19 protein-coding genes are annotated in these 18500 nt (G+C 63.7%); 8 read left to right on the top strand and 11 right to left on the bottom strand.

What is annotated here, in order from left to right:
* Positions 1 to 45: 45 nt before the first annotated feature.
* Positions 46 to 834 carry a cysteine rich repeat-containing protein gene (locus tag V1283_RS40110; RefSeq protein WP_334392082.1) on the top strand — a complete coding sequence of 263 codons (789 nt, stop codon included), beginning with the start codon at positions 46 to 48 and terminating at the stop codon, positions 832 to 834.
* Positions 835 to 878: 44 nt separating this feature from the next.
* Here V1283_RS40110 and V1283_RS40105 read toward each other — a convergent pair whose 3' ends face one another.
* Positions 879 to 1235: a hypothetical protein gene (locus V1283_RS40105; protein ID WP_334392081.1), complete on the bottom strand. Its 357-nt coding sequence runs from the start codon at positions 1233 to 1235 to the stop codon at positions 879 to 881.
* Between the two features lie 130 nt (positions 1236 to 1365).
* Here V1283_RS40105 and V1283_RS40100 point away from each other — a divergent pair, with 130 nt between their 5' ends.
* The 5 genes from V1283_RS40100 to V1283_RS40080 all read left to right on the top strand — a co-directional run bounded on the left by V1283_RS40100 (position 1366) and on the right by V1283_RS40080 (position 6301).
* Complete coding sequence (locus V1283_RS40100; RefSeq protein ID WP_334392080.1) at positions 1366 to 1590, top strand: hypothetical protein; 225 nt, start codon at positions 1366 to 1368, stop codon at positions 1588 to 1590.
* Positions 1591 to 1736: 146 nt separating this feature from the next.
* A complete protein-coding gene (locus V1283_RS40095; RefSeq protein WP_334392079.1) occupies positions 1737 to 1946 on the top strand; it encodes a hypothetical protein in 210 nt (69 codons plus the stop codon).
* Between the two features lie 174 nt (positions 1947 to 2120).
* Positions 2121 to 3440 (top strand): TAXI family TRAP transporter solute-binding subunit, encoded by a 1320-nt coding sequence (locus V1283_RS40090; RefSeq protein ID WP_334392078.1) that lies wholly within the window; start codon positions 2121 to 2123, stop codon positions 3438 to 3440.
* 111 nt (positions 3441 to 3551) lie between these two features.
* Positions 3552 to 4691: an FAD-dependent monooxygenase gene (locus tag V1283_RS40085; protein WP_334392077.1), complete on the top strand. Its 1140-nt coding sequence runs from the start codon at positions 3552 to 3554 to the stop codon at positions 4689 to 4691.
* Positions 4688 to 6301 carry a benzoate-CoA ligase family protein gene (locus V1283_RS40080; protein WP_334392075.1) on the top strand — a complete coding sequence of 538 codons (1614 nt, stop codon included), beginning with the start codon at positions 4688 to 4690 and terminating at the stop codon, positions 6299 to 6301. The genes V1283_RS40085 and V1283_RS40080 overlap by 4 nt, the downstream gene beginning before the upstream one ends.
* Positions 6302 to 6459: 158 nt before the next feature.
* On the opposite strand, the gene V1283_RS40075 is transcribed toward V1283_RS40080, so the two are convergent.
* From V1283_RS40075 to maiA, 3 genes are read right to left on the bottom strand one after another with little or no spacing between them, the layout of a single operon-like run.
* Positions 6460 to 7641 (bottom strand): 3-hydroxybenzoate 6-monooxygenase, encoded by a 1182-nt coding sequence (locus tag V1283_RS40075; protein WP_334392074.1) that lies wholly within the window; start codon positions 7639 to 7641, stop codon positions 6460 to 6462.
* Positions 7641 to 8150, bottom strand: coding sequence for a MarR family winged helix-turn-helix transcriptional regulator (locus V1283_RS40070; RefSeq protein WP_334392073.1), 510 nt, complete (start codon positions 8148 to 8150; stop codon positions 7641 to 7643). The genes V1283_RS40075 and V1283_RS40070 overlap by 1 nt, the downstream gene beginning before the upstream one ends.
* A complete protein-coding gene (gene maiA / locus V1283_RS40065) occupies positions 8140 to 8772 on the bottom strand; it encodes a maleylacetoacetate isomerase (protein ID WP_334392072.1) in 633 nt (210 codons plus the stop codon). Before maiA ends, V1283_RS40070 begins: the two co-directional genes overlap by 11 nt.
* A gap of 127 nt (positions 8773 to 8899) precedes the next feature.
* Between maiA and gtdA the strand changes: the two genes are divergently transcribed.
* A complete protein-coding gene (gtdA, locus tag V1283_RS40060) occupies positions 8900 to 9940 on the top strand; it encodes a gentisate 1,2-dioxygenase (protein WP_334392071.1) in 1041 nt (346 codons plus the stop codon).
* A gap of 247 nt (positions 9941 to 10187) precedes the next feature.
* Here gtdA and V1283_RS40055 read toward each other — a convergent pair whose 3' ends face one another.
* From V1283_RS40055 to V1283_RS40040, 4 genes are all read right to left on the bottom strand, one after another.
* Positions 10188 to 11006, bottom strand: coding sequence for an ABC transporter permease (locus tag V1283_RS40055; protein WP_334393343.1), 819 nt, complete (start codon positions 11004 to 11006; stop codon positions 10188 to 10190).
* Positions 10999 to 11772 (bottom strand): ABC transporter ATP-binding protein, encoded by a 774-nt coding sequence (locus V1283_RS40050; RefSeq protein ID WP_334392070.1) that lies wholly within the window; start codon positions 11770 to 11772, stop codon positions 10999 to 11001. Before V1283_RS40050 ends, V1283_RS40055 begins: the two co-directional genes overlap by 8 nt.
* A 136-nt stretch (positions 11773 to 11908) precedes the next feature.
* A complete protein-coding gene (locus V1283_RS40045; protein WP_334392069.1) occupies positions 11909 to 12913 on the bottom strand; it encodes an ABC transporter substrate-binding protein in 1005 nt (334 codons plus the stop codon).
* Between the two features lie 21 nt (positions 12914 to 12934).
* The gene (locus V1283_RS40040; protein WP_334392068.1) at positions 12935 to 14299 is read right to left on the bottom strand and encodes an FAD-dependent oxidoreductase; all 1365 of its coding nucleotides are present in this window, start codon (positions 14297 to 14299) and stop codon (positions 12935 to 12937) included.
* A 111-nt stretch (positions 14300 to 14410) separates the two neighbouring features.
* Between V1283_RS40040 and V1283_RS40035 the strand changes: the two genes are divergently transcribed.
* Positions 14411 to 15295 carry a LysR family transcriptional regulator gene (locus V1283_RS40035; protein ID WP_334392067.1) on the top strand — a complete coding sequence of 295 codons (885 nt, stop codon included), beginning with the start codon at positions 14411 to 14413 and terminating at the stop codon, positions 15293 to 15295.
* A 13-nt stretch (positions 15296 to 15308) separates the two neighbouring features.
* Here V1283_RS40035 and V1283_RS40030 read toward each other — a convergent pair whose 3' ends face one another.
* From V1283_RS40030 to V1283_RS40020, 3 genes are all read right to left on the bottom strand, one after another.
* A complete protein-coding gene (locus tag V1283_RS40030) occupies positions 15309 to 16115 on the bottom strand; it encodes an aspartate dehydrogenase (RefSeq protein WP_334392066.1) in 807 nt (268 codons plus the stop codon).
* On the bottom strand, positions 16116 to 16913 hold the full coding sequence (locus tag V1283_RS40025) for an enoyl-CoA hydratase-related protein (protein ID WP_334392065.1): 798 nt from the start codon (positions 16911 to 16913) through the stop codon (positions 16116 to 16118).
* Positions 16914 to 16989: 76 nt separating this feature from the next.
* Positions 16990 to 18381, bottom strand: coding sequence for a Spy/CpxP family protein refolding chaperone (locus tag V1283_RS40020; protein WP_334392064.1), 1392 nt, complete (start codon positions 18379 to 18381; stop codon positions 16990 to 16992).
* Positions 18382 to 18500 lie beyond the last annotated feature (119 nt).

Raw genomic sequence — 18500 nt, 5'->3', positions numbered from 1 at the left:
GGTTGAAGCGGCAGGCTTCCTGCGACGACAAAAGGATTTATTCAAATGATCAACACGTTGAAACGTGCGAGCAGGCTTGCGCCGTGGCTTTCGGTTGCCGCGATACTGGCAACAGCAGCACCCGCGTTTGCGCAAGCGCCGAGCCAGGCGCAGCGCGACGCCATCAAATCCCAGTGCCGCTCCGATTACATAGCGCATTGCTCCAGCGTACCTCCGGGCGGCGAGGCCTCGCTGCAATGCCTGCAGAAGAATATGTCGAGCCTTTCATCGAGCTGCCAGAGCGCGGTGCGCGCCGTGGAAGCGCCAGCGACAGCCAAGCCGGCCGACACCGCTGCACCGAAAGCAGCGGCGACGACAACCGCGCCGAAGGCGGCCGAGCCAACGGCTGCAGCCGCTGCGCCCGCGGGACAGCCGACCAGCGCCCAGATTTCCGCCATCCGCAGCGCGTGCCGTTCCGATTATCCGAAGGTCTGCGCGGGCGTGCCGACCGGCGGAGCTCCGGCGCTGCAATGCCTCGAAAAGAACAAGGCTAAGCTTTCAGCCGGTTGCGAGAAAGCCGTCTCCGCCGCCAGCGGCGGTGGAGCTCCCGCGGCAGGCGCGGCGCCGGCAGCGGCGGCTGCCGCAGCACCGGCGGCGCCGACTGTGATCGTGCTGCGGCCGATGCGGCCGCGTGAAGAACTGTTGGTGCTGCGGTCGGCTTGCGGCGCCGACGTCCGCTCGATTTGCGGCGGCGTGCCGCCTGGCGGCGGCCGGATCGTGCAGTGTCTGGCGACCAACGCCGCCCAGCTCTCGCCGGCCTGCAAGGACGTGCTGTCCCAGTTCGCGGCGCGATAATCACACGCCTGCGGGCGGTCCTTCACTGATCCGGGGACCGCCGGTCACTCGCCGCGAAAGGCGAGGATGAGCTGAATGAGCCGCACCGAAAGCGCGAAATACAGGATCGTCATCAGGATTTGGTACGCAATATGCCAATTGAGCTTGGCGAGCTTGTACAGACCGTCGACGAAATTCAGCACCAGCAGAATAACGCCGAACAGCATGACGCCGCGGCCGATGAGACCATGGCGCAGATAGCCAAACAGAACGATCAACGGCTCTGCGCTCGATACATGGGCGCCGGCCGATACGATCAACGTTCCGATGATCATCTTTTCGACGTGAGAGAATATTTCCTTGGAAACCGGCTCGACATGTTCGGCATAGAACGCCAGCCATTTCGCCCTGACCTGCGCCATGGGTTTTCCTTGCAGCGGTGAACGGGAGCTTCACTACAGCGGGTCCGCGATCAAGAAGCAAGAAGGCCGGCATCTCGATCCGCGGATACTCACCTCAACGATCGGCCTCCATAACGAAGGGAGAAAATCGATGCTACGCGCCATCCTGATCGCCACCGCCGTGCTCTGCATGTCGCAGGCCGCATCGGCGCAGGAGTTGACCGCCGAACAGCGCAGCGCCTGCATGGGCGACTACGAGAAATATTGCAAAGGCGTCACCCCGGGCGGTGGACGCATTATCGCCTGCCTCGCCAAGGAGAGCGACAAGATCACGCCGGCCTGCAAGAAGGTGCTTGCCGCGGCAGAGAAGAAATGAAGAGGCGGCTGGCGTTCGTGCCGGCCGACGACCGAAACGAGATCGGTGTGCGCGCACGCCGCGACAGGCATCCGCAGAACCTTGCCAAATAACTTTCGAGAAAAAACTTTCAAAACCTGAATATCAACCAGTCCGGGAGATTTTATATGCGTTCCTTTTTGCTGATCGCAGCCGCCTTGCTGTCCTTTTCTGCCACCATGACGTTCGAAACCACCGAGGCCAACGCGGTCGTCTGCGCCCGCGGCGTCGTTCGGGCCGGCTGCGCCGGAGCCGGCGGCGCAGCCGTCGTCCGCAAGCCTGCCGTGGTCTGCAGGACCGTGGTGGTGGACGGCGTCAAGGTTCGCCGCTGCACCTGAGCTGACGAGATCCGGCCTTGACCGGATGCGCCTGCGTTCCGATCGCTGTGATCCGCCCTCGTGGCCCAGCGGTCGGCTCGCTGCCGGTCCCGACCATGGCGCGGGCTTTGCGGATCGCGAACGATATGCCAGCATCGACCGCTTGCAAACCAGGCGCGCAATGGTCCGAGACGCATGAAGAATTTTTCCGCACCGCTGCCGCTCTGGGCTCGCGTCGTGCTTTTGACGGGCCTCGTTGGCATCGCCCTTGGCGCTGGCCTTGTCGCGTATCGGTATTATTCGAAGCCGGTAACGCTGAGCCTTGCGGTGGGGTCGTTCGACGGCGAGGCAAGCAAGGTCGCCTCGATCATCGCCGGCCGGCTTGATGCAGCGAAGTCTCCCGTACGAGTCACCGTCGTGCCGACGGACAGCGTGCTGGATTCCGCAAAGATGTTTGCCGCCGGAAAAGCGGACTTGGCCATCGTTCGAGCCGATGTCGGCGATCTCTCCCAGGCGCGAAGCGTCGTGCTGGTCAACAAATCGGTATTGATGATCCTCGCGCCCGGCACGGCGCTGACAAGCATTGAGAAATTGAGAGGTCACACCGTTGGCGTGGTCGGCGGCGAGATCAACCAAAGGATCGTCGATGCCCTGAAAAAGGAATATGATCTCGCCGACAAGGTCATTTTCAAGAATATCGCGCCGGCGGATACGCCGCGCGCGATCCAGTCGAAGGAAGCCAGCGCATTCCTGGTGGTCGTTCCCCTCAACGAAAAATATCTGTCGCTCGTGCGGCGCTTCTTCCGTGGCAGCCACGACTCCTTTCCAACCTTGATCCCGGTCGAGTCCGCCGGCGCCATTGCAGATGTGGACGGCGCCTATGAGAGTTTTGATATTCCGCTCGGGACGCTAAGGGGCAATCCGCCGGTCCCGGACGCCGACCTGACCACGCTGCGCGTCGGCTCCTATCTCGTCGCCAACAAGAAGCTCGACCCCGACGTGATCACGGCCCTGACACAGGCACTCATCAACGCACGCAACGACCTCGTGCGGGATCAGCCGTTGCTGGCCGCACTGACAGCCCCCGATACCGATCCTGACGCCTATATTCCGGTCCACCCGGGGGCTGCAGCATTCTACAACGGCACTCAGCAAAGCTTCATGGATAGATGGAGCAACTGGATCTATCTGACGCCGATGGTGTTGGGGGCGTTGGCTTCGATCCTTGCAGCCGCCTGGCGGTTTCTCGGGATTGAGCGGCCGACGCCGGAGGAAGCTGTCATGAAGACCTTGTTCGCCTTGCCGCGGCGAATAAGGGAGGTGACGACAGACGCCGAACTGGCCGAAATCGAAAGTCAGGTCGACGCGGCGCTGGATGCCGAGATGGCGAACGCGATCAGAAGCGAAAACGCGCAGGATATCTCGACGCTGGTCTCGATGGCCAATCGGCTGGAAGGTTCGATCCATCGCCGCAGGCTCATGCTCGCGGCGAGGCCCCCGGCGGCAGAAGGCTGATTTCGGCCGTCCGGAGCCCGGGTTCCGGTCGATTTTTTTGTGGCGGAAATTTCCGGCGCGGATTAGTCTCCGATCCAAATTAAACAGTATACTGTCGATTGGGAGGAAGACGTGCGTATCGCCGTCATCGGCGGAGGCCCTGGCGGTCTCTACTTCGCCTATCTCTGGAAACGGCGTCACCCGGACGCGCATATCGACCTGTTCGAACAGAACCCCGAAGGCGCGACCTGGGGGTTTGGCGTGGTGTTTTCCGAACAGGCGCTGGAATTTCTGCGTGCCGACGATCCCGAGACGGTGGACGCCATCACGCCGCGGATGGAGAGCTGGAAGAACATCACGCTCAATTTGCGCGGCGAGAGCGTCGAGATCGACGGCATCGGCTTCTCCTCGATCGGCCGGCTTGAACTCCTGACCATCCTGCAGCAGCGCGTGCGCGCGGCGGGAATTGCGGCGCGATACAACACCACGATCCAGTCATTGGACGAGCTTGGGGGATACGACCTGATCGTCGCCGCCGACGGGCTGAACTCGCTGGTGCGCCGCGGCTTTGAGAAGGAATTCGGCGCCTCGGTTTCGCATTCGACCAACAAGTTCGCCTGGTATGGCTCCACCAAGCGTTTTGCCACGCTGTCGCAGACTTTTGTCAAAACCGATTTGGGGTTCTTCAACGCCCACCACTATCGCTATTCACCCTCCATGAGCACGTTCCTGGTCGAATGCGACGCGGCGACCTGGCAGGCCTACGGCTTCGAGCACAAGACGATCGAGCAGTCACAGGCGATATGCGAGGAGATATTCGCAAGCACGCTGGACGGCCATTCGCTGGTCTCGAACAAATCGGTGTGGCGGAATTTCCCCTGGATCTGGAACGAGAATTGGTCGCACGGCAACATGGTGTTGATCGGCGACGCCCTGCATACCGCGCATTTCTCGATCGGCTCGGGCACCCGGCTCGCGATCGAAGACGCGATCGCGCTGACCAAGGCGCTGGAGGCGGAAAACGATATTCCCGCAAGCCTCGCCCGCTACCAGGCCGAACGCAAACCGATCGTGCAAAAGCTGGTGACGGCGGCGCGCACCAGCGCCGACTGGTACGAACATTTTCCCGAACACATGAAGCTCGACCTGATGGATTTTGCCTACAGCTACATCACCCGCTCCGGGCGGATCGCGGATGCGAGGCTGCGCGCGATGTCGCCGGAATTCATGGCCCGTTACGAGGCGGAAAAGAAGATCGGGAGCCAGGCATGACGTCACACATTTCCGATTTGGTGCCCCGCGACAATCCGGGCGCGCGCGAGATCGGCTTTGCGATTCCGGAAAGCTATAACGCCAGCCACATCCTGTTCGACAATCTCGCGGCCGGCCGCGGCGAGCGGCTGGCGCTGACCGGCCCCGGCGGCACGCGCACTTACGCACAGCTCTGCGCCGAGGCGTCACAATGGGGGCATGGCTTTCAGTCGCTGGGCCTGAAGCGCGGCGACCGCATCCTGATGTTCCTCGACGACACGCCGGTCTATCCTGCGGCGTTTTTCGGCGCGGTACGGTCGGGTTTTGTGCCGCTGTTGATCAACACGCTGACGCCGCCGGACCTGCTGCAGTTCTACCTTTCGGACGCCGGTGCAGCCGTAGCCGTCGCGGAGGCCGAGTTCACGTCGCGATTCAATGCGGAGGCCTGCAAGGACACGCCGCTGCAAACCCTGGTCGTGGTCAATGGCGCGGCGGGCGAACACGCCGTGCCGAAAACCTTCATCGCGCAGCAATGGCTGCAGGGATTCTCCACCGATCTGCCCGAAGCTGACACGAGGCGCGACGACATGGCGTTCTGGATGTATTCATCCGGCTCGACCGGCCGTCCCAAGGGCATCGTCCACCTGCAGCACGACATGGCCTATAGCGAGCAGGCGTTTGCGCGCAACGTGCTCAAGCTGACGCCCGACGACATCTGCTTCTCGGTCCCGAAGATTTTCTTCGCCTACGGCTTCGGCAACGCCATCACCTTCCCGTTCTCGGTCGGTGCGGCGACTCTGCTGCTGCCCGGGCAACCGAAGCCGGCAACGATCTTCGAGGCGATCGAGAAATATCGACCGTCCGTGTTCTACGGATTGCCAACGCTCTACACCGCGCTGACCAAGGCCGAGGGTGCGGCTGCGGCGGACTTCTCGCCGCTGCGGATGGCTCTGTCGGCCGCCGAGGTGCTGTCGGCGGAAGTCTTCAACGGCTGGAAGGCGCTGACGGGACTCGAGATCATCGAGGGGCTCGGCTCGACGGAAGTGCTGCACATCTATCTCTCCAACCGCCCCGAAAAGAAAAAACTCGGCGCGGCGGGCTTGCGTGTTCCCGGCTACGAAATCCTGTTGAAGGACAAGGACGGCCGCGAGGTCGGCAACAACGAGGAAGGCATTTTGTGGGTCCGCGGCGATTCCAGCACCCCGATCTATTGGAACCGGCCCGACAAATCGGCGGAGACCATTCGCGAAGGCGGTTGGATCTACACCGGCGACCGCTTCCTGCGCGATGCCGACGGTTTTCATTTCTTCCGCGGCCGCGCCGACGACCTGATCAAGATATCCGGCCAATGGGTTTACCCGCTCGAGGTCGAGTTGTGCCTTGCCGAGCACCCCGACATCAGAGAATGCGCCGTATTCGCCGCCGAGCTGCCTGATCGGCGCATGACGCTGAAAGCTGTGGTGGTGATGAACAAGGGCGGCTTCAAGGAGAGCGAAGCCGCAAGGAGGCTGCAGGATTACGTCAAGGAAAAATTGCTGCCCTACAAATATCCGCGCGAGATCAGGTTCATCGGGGAATTGCCGAAGACCGGCACGGGCAAGATCGACCGCCAGGCCTTGATGAAGATGTAGCGCGGTAGCCACAAACTCGGTGTCGTCCCTGCGAACGCAGGGACCCATAGCCACCAATGTTGGCTGTTCCGATCGCTGTAGCCCCAGCGTGCCCAGCACGACTTCCTGTGGTTATGGGTCCCGGCTCAAGGCCGGGACGACAGCGGAGTACGCGGCCCCTACCCCGCCAACCCCGTCCCGCCATACAGCCACGCCAGATCGCCGTACCACTCTTCCGACGTCTTCGCGCCCATGATCGCATTGCGCAGCCGGGCATGTCCGCCGGCGGGGTGATAGATGTGCTCGCCGATGGCGCGGGACATCAACTGCACCTTTGCAGTGCGCAGGAAACGTTGTGCACGATAGGCTTCCAGCGCCGTGGCGTAATCATCATGCTGCGCCAGCATGTGCGACAGGCACACCGCGTCTTCCATCGCCTGACACGCGCCTTGCGCGAAATATTGCAGCATCGGATGCGCGGCGTCGCCGAGCAGCGCGACGCGGCCGTCGACCCAGCGCTCGACCGGATCGCGGTCGCACAGCACCCACAGCCGCCAGTTCTTTCCGTGGCGGATAATCTCCTGCGCGCGCTCATGCACGTGGCCAAAGCCCTGCATGACTTCCTCGTCGCTGACAGGCTTGCCCGCCACCGGCTCCGGCGCGTCGTTGTGATAGGTGACGACGAGGTTGAACACCTTCCAGCCCGACAGCGGATAATGCACGATATGGCATTTCGGCCCGGCCCACAGCGTCGCCGCGTTCCAGCGCAAATCTTCCGGCATTTGCTCGGTCGGGATCACCGAGCGGTACGTCGTATGCCCGGACACAAGCGGCGACCCGTCCGCGACCACCTGCTTGCGGACGTTCGACCACAGCCCGTCGGCGCCGATCAACAGCCGCCCCGTGACGCGTTCGCCATTGGCAAGCCGCGCCGTCACCGACGAGCCATCCTGATCGTAGCCGACCACCTCGCTGCTGACGCGTAGTTCGATCAGCTCATGGCTCTGGCAGGCGCGCAGGAACACGCCGTGCAGATCGCCGCGATGCACCACCGCATAGGGATTGCGGAAACGCGCGCGAAACGCATCGCCAAGATCGACATGGGTGATCTCCTCGGCCGTTAACGCATCCATCAGCCGGAGCTGATCGATATAGACGGCCATGCTTCGTGCGGCCTCGCCGACGCCGAGATAGTCGAAGGCGTGGAATGCGTTGGGCCCGAGCTGGATGCCGGCGCCGATTTCGCCGAGCAGCGAGGCCCTTTCCAGCAGGATCGAGCGGATGCCTTTTTGCGCCAACCCAAGCGCTGCGGCGAGCCCGCCGATTCCGCCACCTGCGATCAAAACCGGCCGTGCGTCCATCAATTCGATTTCCCCAGATGTTCGAGCGCATCCTCGGCGCGCAGCGGCACGCGCGAGGCCTCGTTGTTGAGATCGACGAGCTGCGTCAGCAGCGCCAGCAGGGTCTTGCGGTCGGCCGGCTTCAAGGGCTGCAGCATCCGCACCTGCGCGCGCTCCACCGAGGGCATGATGTCGCGCAGCACGGCTGCACCCGATTTGGTCAGATGGAGCAGCTTGACGCGCTTGTCCTCGCGCGAGGGCTTGCGCTCGATCAGCGCCTTGCTCTCAAGCCGCTCGATCACGTTGCCGAGTGTGGAGCGGTCGAAGGCGATCACCGCCGACAGCCGGGTGGCGTCGATGCCGGGATGGGTGTGGATCGTCACCAGCGCCGCATATTGCACCGGCGTCAGGTCGAACGCCCTGCATTCCTCGACGAAGATCGAGACCGCGATCTGCTGCATCCGGCGGAACAGGTAGCCGGGCGCGGCGTAGACCGCGTCCATCGTGATGGGTGAGGGCCTACTCGGCATCGGCTTGCTTGTCCGGTGCGGCATCAGTGAACGCCTTCATTTCCCTGGCCGCTGTCTCAGCCTTCAGCAGCCGCGGATAGGCCGAAACATCGACGCCGAAGCGCCGCGCATTGCCAAGCTGCGGGACCAGACAGAGGTCGGCCAGGGTGGGCTTGTCGCCGAAGCAGAATGGGCCGGCCTCGCCCGCGACCAGCGTTTCGCAGGCGGACAATCCCTCCCGGTTGGCCCAGGCCGCCCATTCCGTCACCTTCTCTTCGCCCAGACCGAGCTGGCGCAAACGTGCCAGAACCTTGAGATTTTGCACCGGGTGCGTATCGCAGGCGAGCGCCATGGCGAATGCGCGCACCTTGGCACGGCGCAGCGGCTCCTTTGGCAACAACGGTGGATTGGGATGGGTCTCGTCCAGCCATTCAATGATGGCGAGTGATTGGGTCAGCACGGCCCCAGTGCCGTCTTCCAGCGTCGGCACCAGCCCCTGCGGGTTGATGGCGAGATAGGCGGGCGCGCACTGTTCGCCCTTGCGAAGGTGATGCGACAGGTGATCGGCCGGCAACCCCTTGAGGTTCAGCGCGATCCTGACGCGGTATGCCGCGCTGCTGCGGAAATAGCCATGCAGCTTCATCGGAACCTCCCTCGGATTTTATCGTTTGCCTTTTATCGTTTGCCTTGGCGGGCTGTCATTGACGCTATCCATATTGTAAGTATACTGTCAATCATGAAACGATAGAAAAAATGACGGGAGGCTGATCATGGAAGCCGTGCAGAAGACCCCGGAACGCGAGGCGTTCTACAGGAAGATCGACGGCGAGAATCTCTCCGCGCTGTGGAACGTGCTGGGCGATCTCGTCACCCCAGAACCGCGAAGCGCCTGCCGGCCGTACCTGTGGAAGTTCGATTCCATCCGCGACTACATGACCGAAGCGGGCAAGCTGATCACCGCCAAGGAAGCCGAGCGGCGGGTGCTGGTGCTGGAGAATCCCGGCCTGCGCGGCCAGTCGAAGGTCACGACGTCGCTGTTTGCCGGCGTGCAGATGGTGGTCCCCGGCGACGTCGCGCCCGCCCATCGGCACAGCCAGTCGGCGCTGCGCTTCGTGCTCGAAGGCAAGGGCGCCCATACCACCGTCGACGGCGAGCGCACCGCGATGGAGCCCGGCGATTTCGTCATCACGCCCTCGATGACCTGGCACGACCATTCCAACGAAACATCCGAGCCGATGTTCTGGCTCGACGGGCTCGACATCCCGATGGTGCAGTTCTTCGATGCGTCTTTTGCCGAAGGATCGAACGAGGACCAGCAGAAGATCAGTAAGCCCGCCGGCGACAGCTTTGCGCGCTACGGCCACAATCTGCTGCCGGTCGATGAGAAGCGCAAATCCAAGACCTCGCCGATCTTCAACTATCCCTACAACTATACGCGCGAGGCGCTGGAGCTGGCCAAGACGCGCGACGAATGGGACGCCTGCCACGGGCTGAAGCTGAAATTCTCCAACCCCGAGACCGGCGATTTCGCGATGCCGACGATCGGCACCTTCATCCAGCTATTGCCGAAGGGCTTCAAGACCGCGCGCTACCGCGCGACCGACGCCACCGTGTTCGCCGCGATCGAAGGCAAGGGCCGGACCCGGATCGGCGACCAGATTTTCGAATGGGGCCCGCGCGACCTGTTCGTGGTGCCGAGCTGGCACTGGGTCACGCATGAGGCCGACACCGACTCGGTGCTGTTCTCATTCTCCGACCGCCCGGTGCAGCAGAAGCTCGATTTGTTCCGCGAGGACCGCGGCAACGCGTGAGGCCGTTGTCGTGAATGGTCCATCGTCGTCCCTGCGAAAGCAGGGACCCATAGCCACCGGCCTTCGTTTTGCGGAAGGTCGTCGGCCACATTGCCTTATCGACAAATCACGCGGTATGGGTCCCTGCGTTCGCAGGGACGACGGGAGACTCGTAGGGTGGGCAAAGGAGCGTTAGCGACGTGCCCACCATCGTTGCGGAGATCGAAGTGGTGGGCACGCTTCGCTTTGCCCACCCTACTCCCCCACGTTACCGCCAGTGCAGCAGCCTTGCTTCCAGCATATTGATCAGCTTCCCCACCGCCAGCCCGAACAGCGACAGAATTACCACCCCGGCCAATAGCTGATCGGTCTGCATCAGATTGCCGGCCTGCAGCACGAACGCGCCGATGCCGAACTGGGCGCCGATCATTTCAGCGCTGACGACGAGCAGCAGCGCCACTGACGCCGTGATGCGGAACCCCGCGAGGATCGATGGCAGCGCGCCCGGCCAGATCACGCGGCGCACGATGGCGTGGAACGGCACATTAAAGCTCTGCGCCATCCGGATCAGGTTGCGCGGCACTGCATCGACGCCGCTATAGACCGAGATCGCGGTGGAGAAGAACACCCCTAACGCAATGGTCGCGATCTTCGGCTCCTCGCCGATTCCAAGCCAGAGGATCAGAAGCGGCAGCAGCGCGATTTTCGGAATCGGAAACAGCGCGGAGATGAAGGTGATGCCGACGCCGCGCGCCAGCGTCGACAGCCCGATTGCAAAGCCTATGATCACGCCGGCCGCGGTGCCGAGCAGCCAGCCTAAGCCGATGCGAACGACTGAAGCCGAAACGTGCTGCCAGAGCGCACCTGACATCGCGAGCTTGTAGATCGCGACCGCAATCGCTGAAGGCGCCGGCAGGAACAGCGGATTGATCCAGCCGGCGCCGCCGGCCAATTGCCAAACCGCGATCACCAGCGCGAGCGCGATCCAGCCGGAGGCGCGCCCCGCCTTTGGCACAAAACCCGCGCCGCGGAAGGCGACCGGCCGGGCTTCGGTTGCGCGATCGTCCTGCGGTGCGCGCTCAAGCATGCTGGACCTCGCGCTCGGCATCGATCGCCTCCTCGCGGATCAGCGACCACAGATCGTTCTGCAGCGCCAGCAACTTGCCGCGCGCATCGATCGCACCGCGCTCGGCGCGCGTCATCGGGATTTCGACGATCTCCCTGACGCGGCCGGGCCGGCGCGACAGCACCACGATGCGATCGGCGAGCCGCACCGCTTCTTCCAGATTGTGCGTGACATAGACTGCGCCCATCGTGCCGTCGGCGAGCAGGCCGATGAAATCCTCCATCAGCAATTCGCGGGTCTGCGAATCCAGCGCCGACAATGGCTCGTCCATCAAAAGGATCGCCGGCCGCACCGCCAGCGCGCGGGCAATGCCGACGCGCTGGCGCATGCCGCCCGACAATTGTTTTGGATAGGCGCCGCGGAAATCGGACAGGCCCGTGCGGCGCAACGCGTCGTCAACGACGGCCCGGCGCGCGGCGGTGTCGAGCGCGGTATGCGCAAGTGGAAATTCGACGTTCGCTTCCACGGTGCACCAGGGCAGCAGCGCAAAATCCTGGAACACAAAGGTCAGCGGATTGAGGCTGTCGGCCGGCGGCGCGCCGCGCAGTTCCGCGCCTCCCTCGCTCGGGCGCAGCAGCCCGCCCAGGATCGACAGCAGCGTGCTCTTGCCGCAACCGGACGGACCGACAATCGCGACCACCTCGCCGGAGGCAACGGTGAACGACACCTTGTCGAGCACGTCCAGCGTGCCGAAGCGATGGCAGATATGGTCGGCGATCAGGTCCATTTGGTTGATCTCGTGATCCGTCATCCTGAGGTGCGAGCGAAGCGAGCCTCGAAGGATGCGCGGCCCGGCTGGTGGCCGTCGTCCTTCGAGACGGCCGCTCCGCGGCCTCCTCAGGATGACGGGTTTGGCATGAGCATCAATCCGCCTTCACATATTCCTTCGCGATGATCGCGTCTGCCGCAAATCCCTTGTCGACAAAGCCTTGCTCCTGCAGCCATGCGATCTGGTTGTCGACGTTCCTGACGTCGAGCTTGCCGTCGGGATCGATATAGGCGCAATTGCCGACCACCTGCTCCACCGGCAGGTTCGTGTACTTTGCGATGATCTCGAGCAGCGGCTTGGTCTTGTCGTTGATGTCGGCCTTGCCGTCCTTCACGGAGGCCAGGATCACGTCGTGATACTCGCGATCGGCGCGCACCAGTGCGGCAAGAAGCTTGGTCACCATCGCATGATTGGTAAGCGTCTTCGGCGAGGCGAATACCGCCCCTAACTGCCACGGCGTCTCGTCGCCGACCCAGCCGAGGAATTTGGCGCCACCGGAATCCACCAGCGAGCGCGCGGTTGAGATCGGCAGCAACGCGGCATCGACGGTTTCGCCCTTCAGCGCCGCCGCCGCATTCGACAGCGACTGCAGCGGCAGCACTTTCACGTCCGCGAGCTTGAAGCCGTATTTGTCGGCGAGCAGGCCGAGCGAATAATGAAAGCTGGAGCCGACCTGCGTCACCGCGATGCGCTTGCCGGCAAGATCCTTCGGCGTTTTCAGGCCGGCCGCATAGGCGTTGTTGCTGGCGAAATAGCCGATCAGCGGATAGCCCGCCTTTTCGCGGCTCATGCCGCCGATCACCTTCAGCGTGCCCTTGCCGGCGAGATTGTAGAGCCCGGCGGTGAACGCCGTGATGCCGAAATCGACATCGCCCGAGGTCGTCGCCACAGCAATCGGCTGCGCCGCGTCGAAGAATTTCAATTCGATATCGAGGCCGGCCTCGCGGAAATAGCCCTTGTCCTGCGCGATGAACACCGGCGCGGAGGACGACAGCCGGAGCACGCCGATTTTGGCCTTTTGCGCGTCATCGGCCCGCGCGGTCCCGCCCGCCGCCATCGCCAACAAGCCCGCCAGCGCGAACCGTGCAAACTTCGTCATCCCGTTCCCTCTGCCTTTTTCCTATAACCCCTCGGGCACGCTCTGGTCCCGACCGATGAATGCGCCCTGTTGTTTCAGGCTTTGTTGCAACTTTTCTACCGCAATGTCGCGCGGAATCGTATTGCCCGACAGCGCCAGCGCCGCCGCGGCGCCCACCGCCTCCCCCATCGCAAAGCAGGCGCCTGAGACCCGCGCCGCCGACTGGCCCTCATGGGTCATCGAGGCGCAGCGGCCGGCCATCAAGAGATTGTCTACGCCTTCGGGCACCAGCATGCGATACGGCAATTCGTTGAAGCCGCGCGATTCCGGAATCGGCGGAAACGTGAAGGTCACATCTCCCGCGACGTGCTGTTCCATCGGCCAACCATTGACACCGATGGAGTCGTCGAACGAGGCGCAGCCGAGCACGTCCTCGCCCGACAGCATGTAGCCGCCGATCACGCGCCGCGTCTCGCGGATGCCGAGCTGCGGCGGCAGGTCGACGATGTAGGATTTTTCAAAACCTGGCACCGTGCGCAGGAATTCGAACGCTTGCACCGCCTGCTGCCGGCCTTCGATTTCACCGCGCGTCATCTGGTCGGGGTCAATCCCGCTGATGGCCGTGCCGTCCTCGCGCGCCAACTGGGTGAAATTCACCCGCCATTCGATCGCCGATCGCTGCGGCCGCACGATCGCGGTCTTCCGCGGAAACCGATGCGTGCCCGTGGCTTCCGCCTTTTCCATCAACGCCGGAATGGTGCGCCAGGCTTCGCCTGCCTTTTCGGGATCGATGCCGTTGAGGCGGAACATCATTGAGGGATAGAGCATGCCGCCGGCATTGTCGCCGACTTCGAATGGCGCGCCCGCCCACGCCGCGAGATCGCCGTCCCCCGAGCAGTCGATGAAGATATCCGCACGCACCGCCTGGCGCCCGGCCTTGGTCTCCACCATCAGGACGTTGATGCGTTTCTCATCCTGCATCACCACGCCCGCGCCCAGCGCATGAAAGAGAATATCGACCTTGTGCGTCGCCAGCAGATCGTCCGCCGCGACCTTGTAAGCCGCCGTGTCGTAAGCCTGCGCGAAAATCTTGCCAAGGATCAGATGCGGCGCGTTGAGTCCATCGAGCCGGTCGATCCGCGCGAGCAGGTCGGAGGCGATGCCCTGCACCACCCGATGCATCTCGCCATGGACGTTGGCGTGCAGCCCGCAGAAATTCGTCACGCCCGCGGCCGTGCCCATGCCGCCGAGAAAGCCGTAGCGCTCGATCAGCAGCGTACGGCGCCCGGCCCGCGCCGCGGCAACGGCAGCGGCGATGCCGGCGGGTCCGCCACCGAGGACGGCGACTTCATATTCGCCGTACAGCGGAATCTGGCGAGCGGGTTCTTCAATGGTTTTGGCCGACACGGCAGCGATCCCATCCCTGATGATTTTTGTTTCGCTGGACTATGAATTAACGCGAAGCGGACTACAATCCGGCAAATAGTGCGATCAGCTTTCTCGAATCGAGAAAAGTGGATGGATACGCTCGTCAATCTCCAGGCCTTTCTGGCGACCGCAGACGCCGCGGGCTTCTCGGCGGCCGCCCGCAAATTGAAAGTCTCGACCTCGGTCGTGGCCAAGCGCGTCACCCAGCTCGAAGATCAGATCGGCATCGCGCTGTTTCATCGGTCGACCCGTCAATTGCGGTTGACCGAAGCTGGACAGCAATATGTGCATCGCGCCCGCAGCGTGGTGGCTGACGTCGGCGACCTTCTGTCACGCATGGGCGAAAAGGACCATGATCTGATCGATCACCTCCGCATCAAGGCGCCGACATCGCTGACCATCGCCCGGCTGGCCGATGTGTTCAGCGCCTTCCAGACGGAAAATCCGCGGCTGAAACTGGAAGTCGTGCTGATCGACCGGCCGGTTGATCCAGTCACGGAAGGCTTTGACGTTGCCATCGGCGCGTTCCCGCATTCATTCGGCGGTGTCGTCGATGAACCCTTGTGCGCGCTCAAGCGCCTGCTGTGCGCGGCGCCCGCCTATCTCAAATCGCACGGCATGCCGCGGCACCCGCGCGATCTGGTCGAACACCGCTGCCTGAGTTTTCTTCCCACCGGGCCCGAGTGGATATTCGACGGCCCGCGCGGCCGCATCACCATTCAGGTACGCCCGCTGCTGAATTCGAACGAGGGCCATGTGCTGGTGAAAAGCGCGATCGCCGGAAATGGCATTGCGTTCATTTCGCATTATCTCGCGGCCGACGCGCTGCGCGACGGGTCGCTGCAGGTGGTACTTCCGGAATTCCCGATTCCGGATTTGTGGGTCAAGGCGACGATCCCGGAGCGGCGGGTCAACGCGGCTGCGGTGCAGGCGCTGCTTCAGCAATTGAAACGCGCGCTCGCGCCGGCGCTGTAGACCGCACAGGCGCTCAGGTTCCGACCTGCAGCGGCGAGGTCAGCTTGCGCAACGCCGCGATCACCGAGAGCGCGGTGATACGGCCGGTCTTGGGATTTTCCGATGGGATGTTCTCGATTCCCATCGTGAACGAAGCCGAGTCGGCTTCGACCCTGATCTGGTGACAGTTCCGCGTCACGTCAGGATCGGCCCAGATTTCGATCGTCGTGCGATCCGGGCCGATGCCCGCGAGCGACAACGCCGCCACCACATTGACGTTGGCGGGGAAAGCTGCCGCCGCGTCGCGCGCCGAGCCCTTGAAGACGCAGAGGGCCGACTTTACTCCCTCCATGGAAATCCCGTTCTCGACGAGATAGGGCGCGCCGGCGAGACCTCCGGGCGGCTTGCGCGTGACCATCTGCACCGAGTTGATGGTGCCTTCGGCGGCGGCCGAAACCGCATCGAACCCGATCAAGGCGCCGGTTGGCACGATAATCTGACCGCCATGCGCGCGGGCCAGATCGACGAGATCGGGACGGGGCAGCAGCGCACTGGCGCTGAGCACCATCACCTGCTTGCCGGCGGTCAGCATCGGCCGGCAGATCTGATCGAGGATCGCTGCCGGGGCACATTCGACAACGAGGTCGGCGTGGCCGGGCAGTTCATCGAGCGAGACCAGCGGGCACGAGATACCTTCGCGATCAAGCCAGGCTTGCGCCTTCCCGCGATCCCTCGTCGTGACCGCCGCAAGCGCGAGGCCCGGCAGACCCTGCGCCAGCTTGCGCGCCACGGTTTTGCCGATCTCCCCCAGCCCGGCAATGGCGATACGTTTGGGCGACATTTACGCTGTTCCCCAATTCGCCGGCCGTTTCTCCGCAAACGACGCCAGCCCCTCCGACGCCTCGCTGGTCTGCCGACGCGCCGAATGCATCTTCACCAGCCGCGCATAGGCCTCGTCATTCACGCCCATGCCGCCGAATGAGCTTTCCATCGCAAGCGCCTTGGTCTCCGCCATTGCCTGCGGACCATTGGCCAGCAACTGCTCCACGACCTTTGCGCCGGCGGCTTCCAGCTCCGCCAGCGGCACCACCTCATGTACGAGACCGATGCGACGGGCATCAACCGCGCCAAAACGTTCGCCGGTCAGCGCGTAGCGGCGAACCTGCCTCACACCGATGGCGTCGCAGAGTTGTGGGATGATGATCGCGGCGGTCAGCCCCCAGCGCACCTCGGTGATCGAGAACAGCGCATTGTCGGCGGCGATCACCACATCACACGCCGAGATCACGCCGGTGCCGCCGCCGAAGCAGCCGCCCTGCACCAGCGCGACCGTCGGGATCGGCAGCGTATTCAACCGCTGCACGGCCTCGAATGTCGCGCGCGACACCGCCTCATTTTCTGCCGGCGATTTCGGCCGCACGCCGTTGATCCACTTCAGGTCGGCGCCGGCCTGGAAATGCTTGCCGTTGCCCTTGAGCACCACGACGCGGAGGTTCGGCTTGCTGCCGAGTTCATCCATCGCCGCGAGCACGCCGTTGATGAGCCCGGCATCATAGGCGTTGTTCACCTCGGGACGGTTCAACGTCACCGTGGCGACACCGCGCGCGTCGAGATCCCACAAAACCGGATTGGCAGTCATTCAGCGGCCCCTTTGTTCGGCATCTTGTTATGCCGGACAATAAGCCGGGATCGCAGGCATTGTCACCGCCGCCGACCTACCTCCGGCCGCGCCGCTGCATCATATCTGCCCTGTCGGCCAGGGACGTCCGCCTTGGACCGATCGCCTCGAACTGCGCCTTCTGCTCGTCGCTCAGCATCGCATAGAAATCATCGAGCGCGGTGCGCACGAGCTTGACCGACTGCAGCATGACATCGAGGCGCTTGCCAACGGCGGCAAGCCGCGCCGATGGCGTGGCCGATTCGTCGATCCGGCACGATGTGGCCAGCATGTCGGCCGCCTTTGCGCTGGCGTTCTGCAGGGAGGTCAAGCCGGTGCGTTGCGCCTCGGTCGGATGCAGCCGCGCCTCGATCTCCTCGGCCGGCCATTGCAAGGCCGACGATTGCGTGACGTCACAGGGCCGCGCCAACGACCGGTTACGGCGCCGCTCGGTCTTCCTTTCCTGATCCTCGGCGACCGCATTCATCCGCGCTTTCTGCTCGTCGGTCAGCAGGCCGTACAGCTTGTCCAGCGCCGGCTGCACGGTCGCGACGCCTGATATCATCGCCTCGATGCGTTGCTGCATCGAGGCAAGCCGGCCGGACGCCGTCAGCACAACCGTGGTCGGGCACGCCGCCTTGATCTTCTGCGCTGACGTCACCGATGCATTGGCGAGATCGTCGAGGGCCGCGCGCTGCGCCTCGGTCGGCTCGATCGCCTGCGCGATCAGGTCGATCGGCAGGCCGGCGATTTCGCGGCTGTCCTCGCCGCATAATAGCGCGAGCCGGTCCGGCCCGGCGTTGGGCGAACCACGCGGCGGCAGGTAGCGCGTAAGCCCCTCATAGTCATAGGGGCCGAACAGGCCGGCATAAATGTCGTCATAGCCGTAGTACCAGAACGGGGCGCCGACACGCGGTCCCCATAGTGCGTAGTCGTAGATGTCAAAATAGGCGAACGGCCAGAACAGCGGCCCGACCCAGCCGTAGCCGCCATTGCCGTGGCGCCACCAGCCGCCGCCTCTGGACCGTCCGTATTGCCAGCCGGCGAGCGCCGCGCCCGCGGTCACGCTGGCCCGTACCGCGGGACGATGCAGCGCTGCGGCATGGCGATAGCTGCGGGCGAGTGCGCGCGAGTTCAGCGCCCGGCCGCCACTGCCCGCGAAATTCATGCGTTGGGTAGAGAACGAACGGCGTGCGGAGAATGAGCGATGTCCGGAAAACGAACGGAAATGCGCCGCCCTGCCGTGAAAATGACCGCCGCCATGCCGGCCGCCGAAATGGTGTCCACCCCCGCCATGATGACCGCCGCCGCGCCCCCCGCCGTGGCCGCCACCGTGACCGCCGCCGTGGCCACCTCCATGACCACCGCCGCCTCTTGCAATTGCAAAGTCCGCCACGGACAGCACCGTTGCAAAAACAATCGCGGCAATTCCCAGCGTGATCTTTGACATGGTACGTCCCATCATGGTCGCACGTCCCATTGTCGCTATGCCGCGAGCTTGACGGCACACGGATGAACGTTGACTGAACGGCAAGGTTCCCCGCGCTGCCGAGGCCGCGCCTTCCGCAA

Source organism: Bradyrhizobium sp. AZCC 2262 (assembly GCF_036924535.1).
Lineage (GTDB): Bacteria > Pseudomonadota > Alphaproteobacteria > Rhizobiales > Xanthobacteraceae > Bradyrhizobium.
Note: the sequence above shows the minus strand (reverse complement) of the source record. Positions and strands in the feature narration are given on the sequence as shown.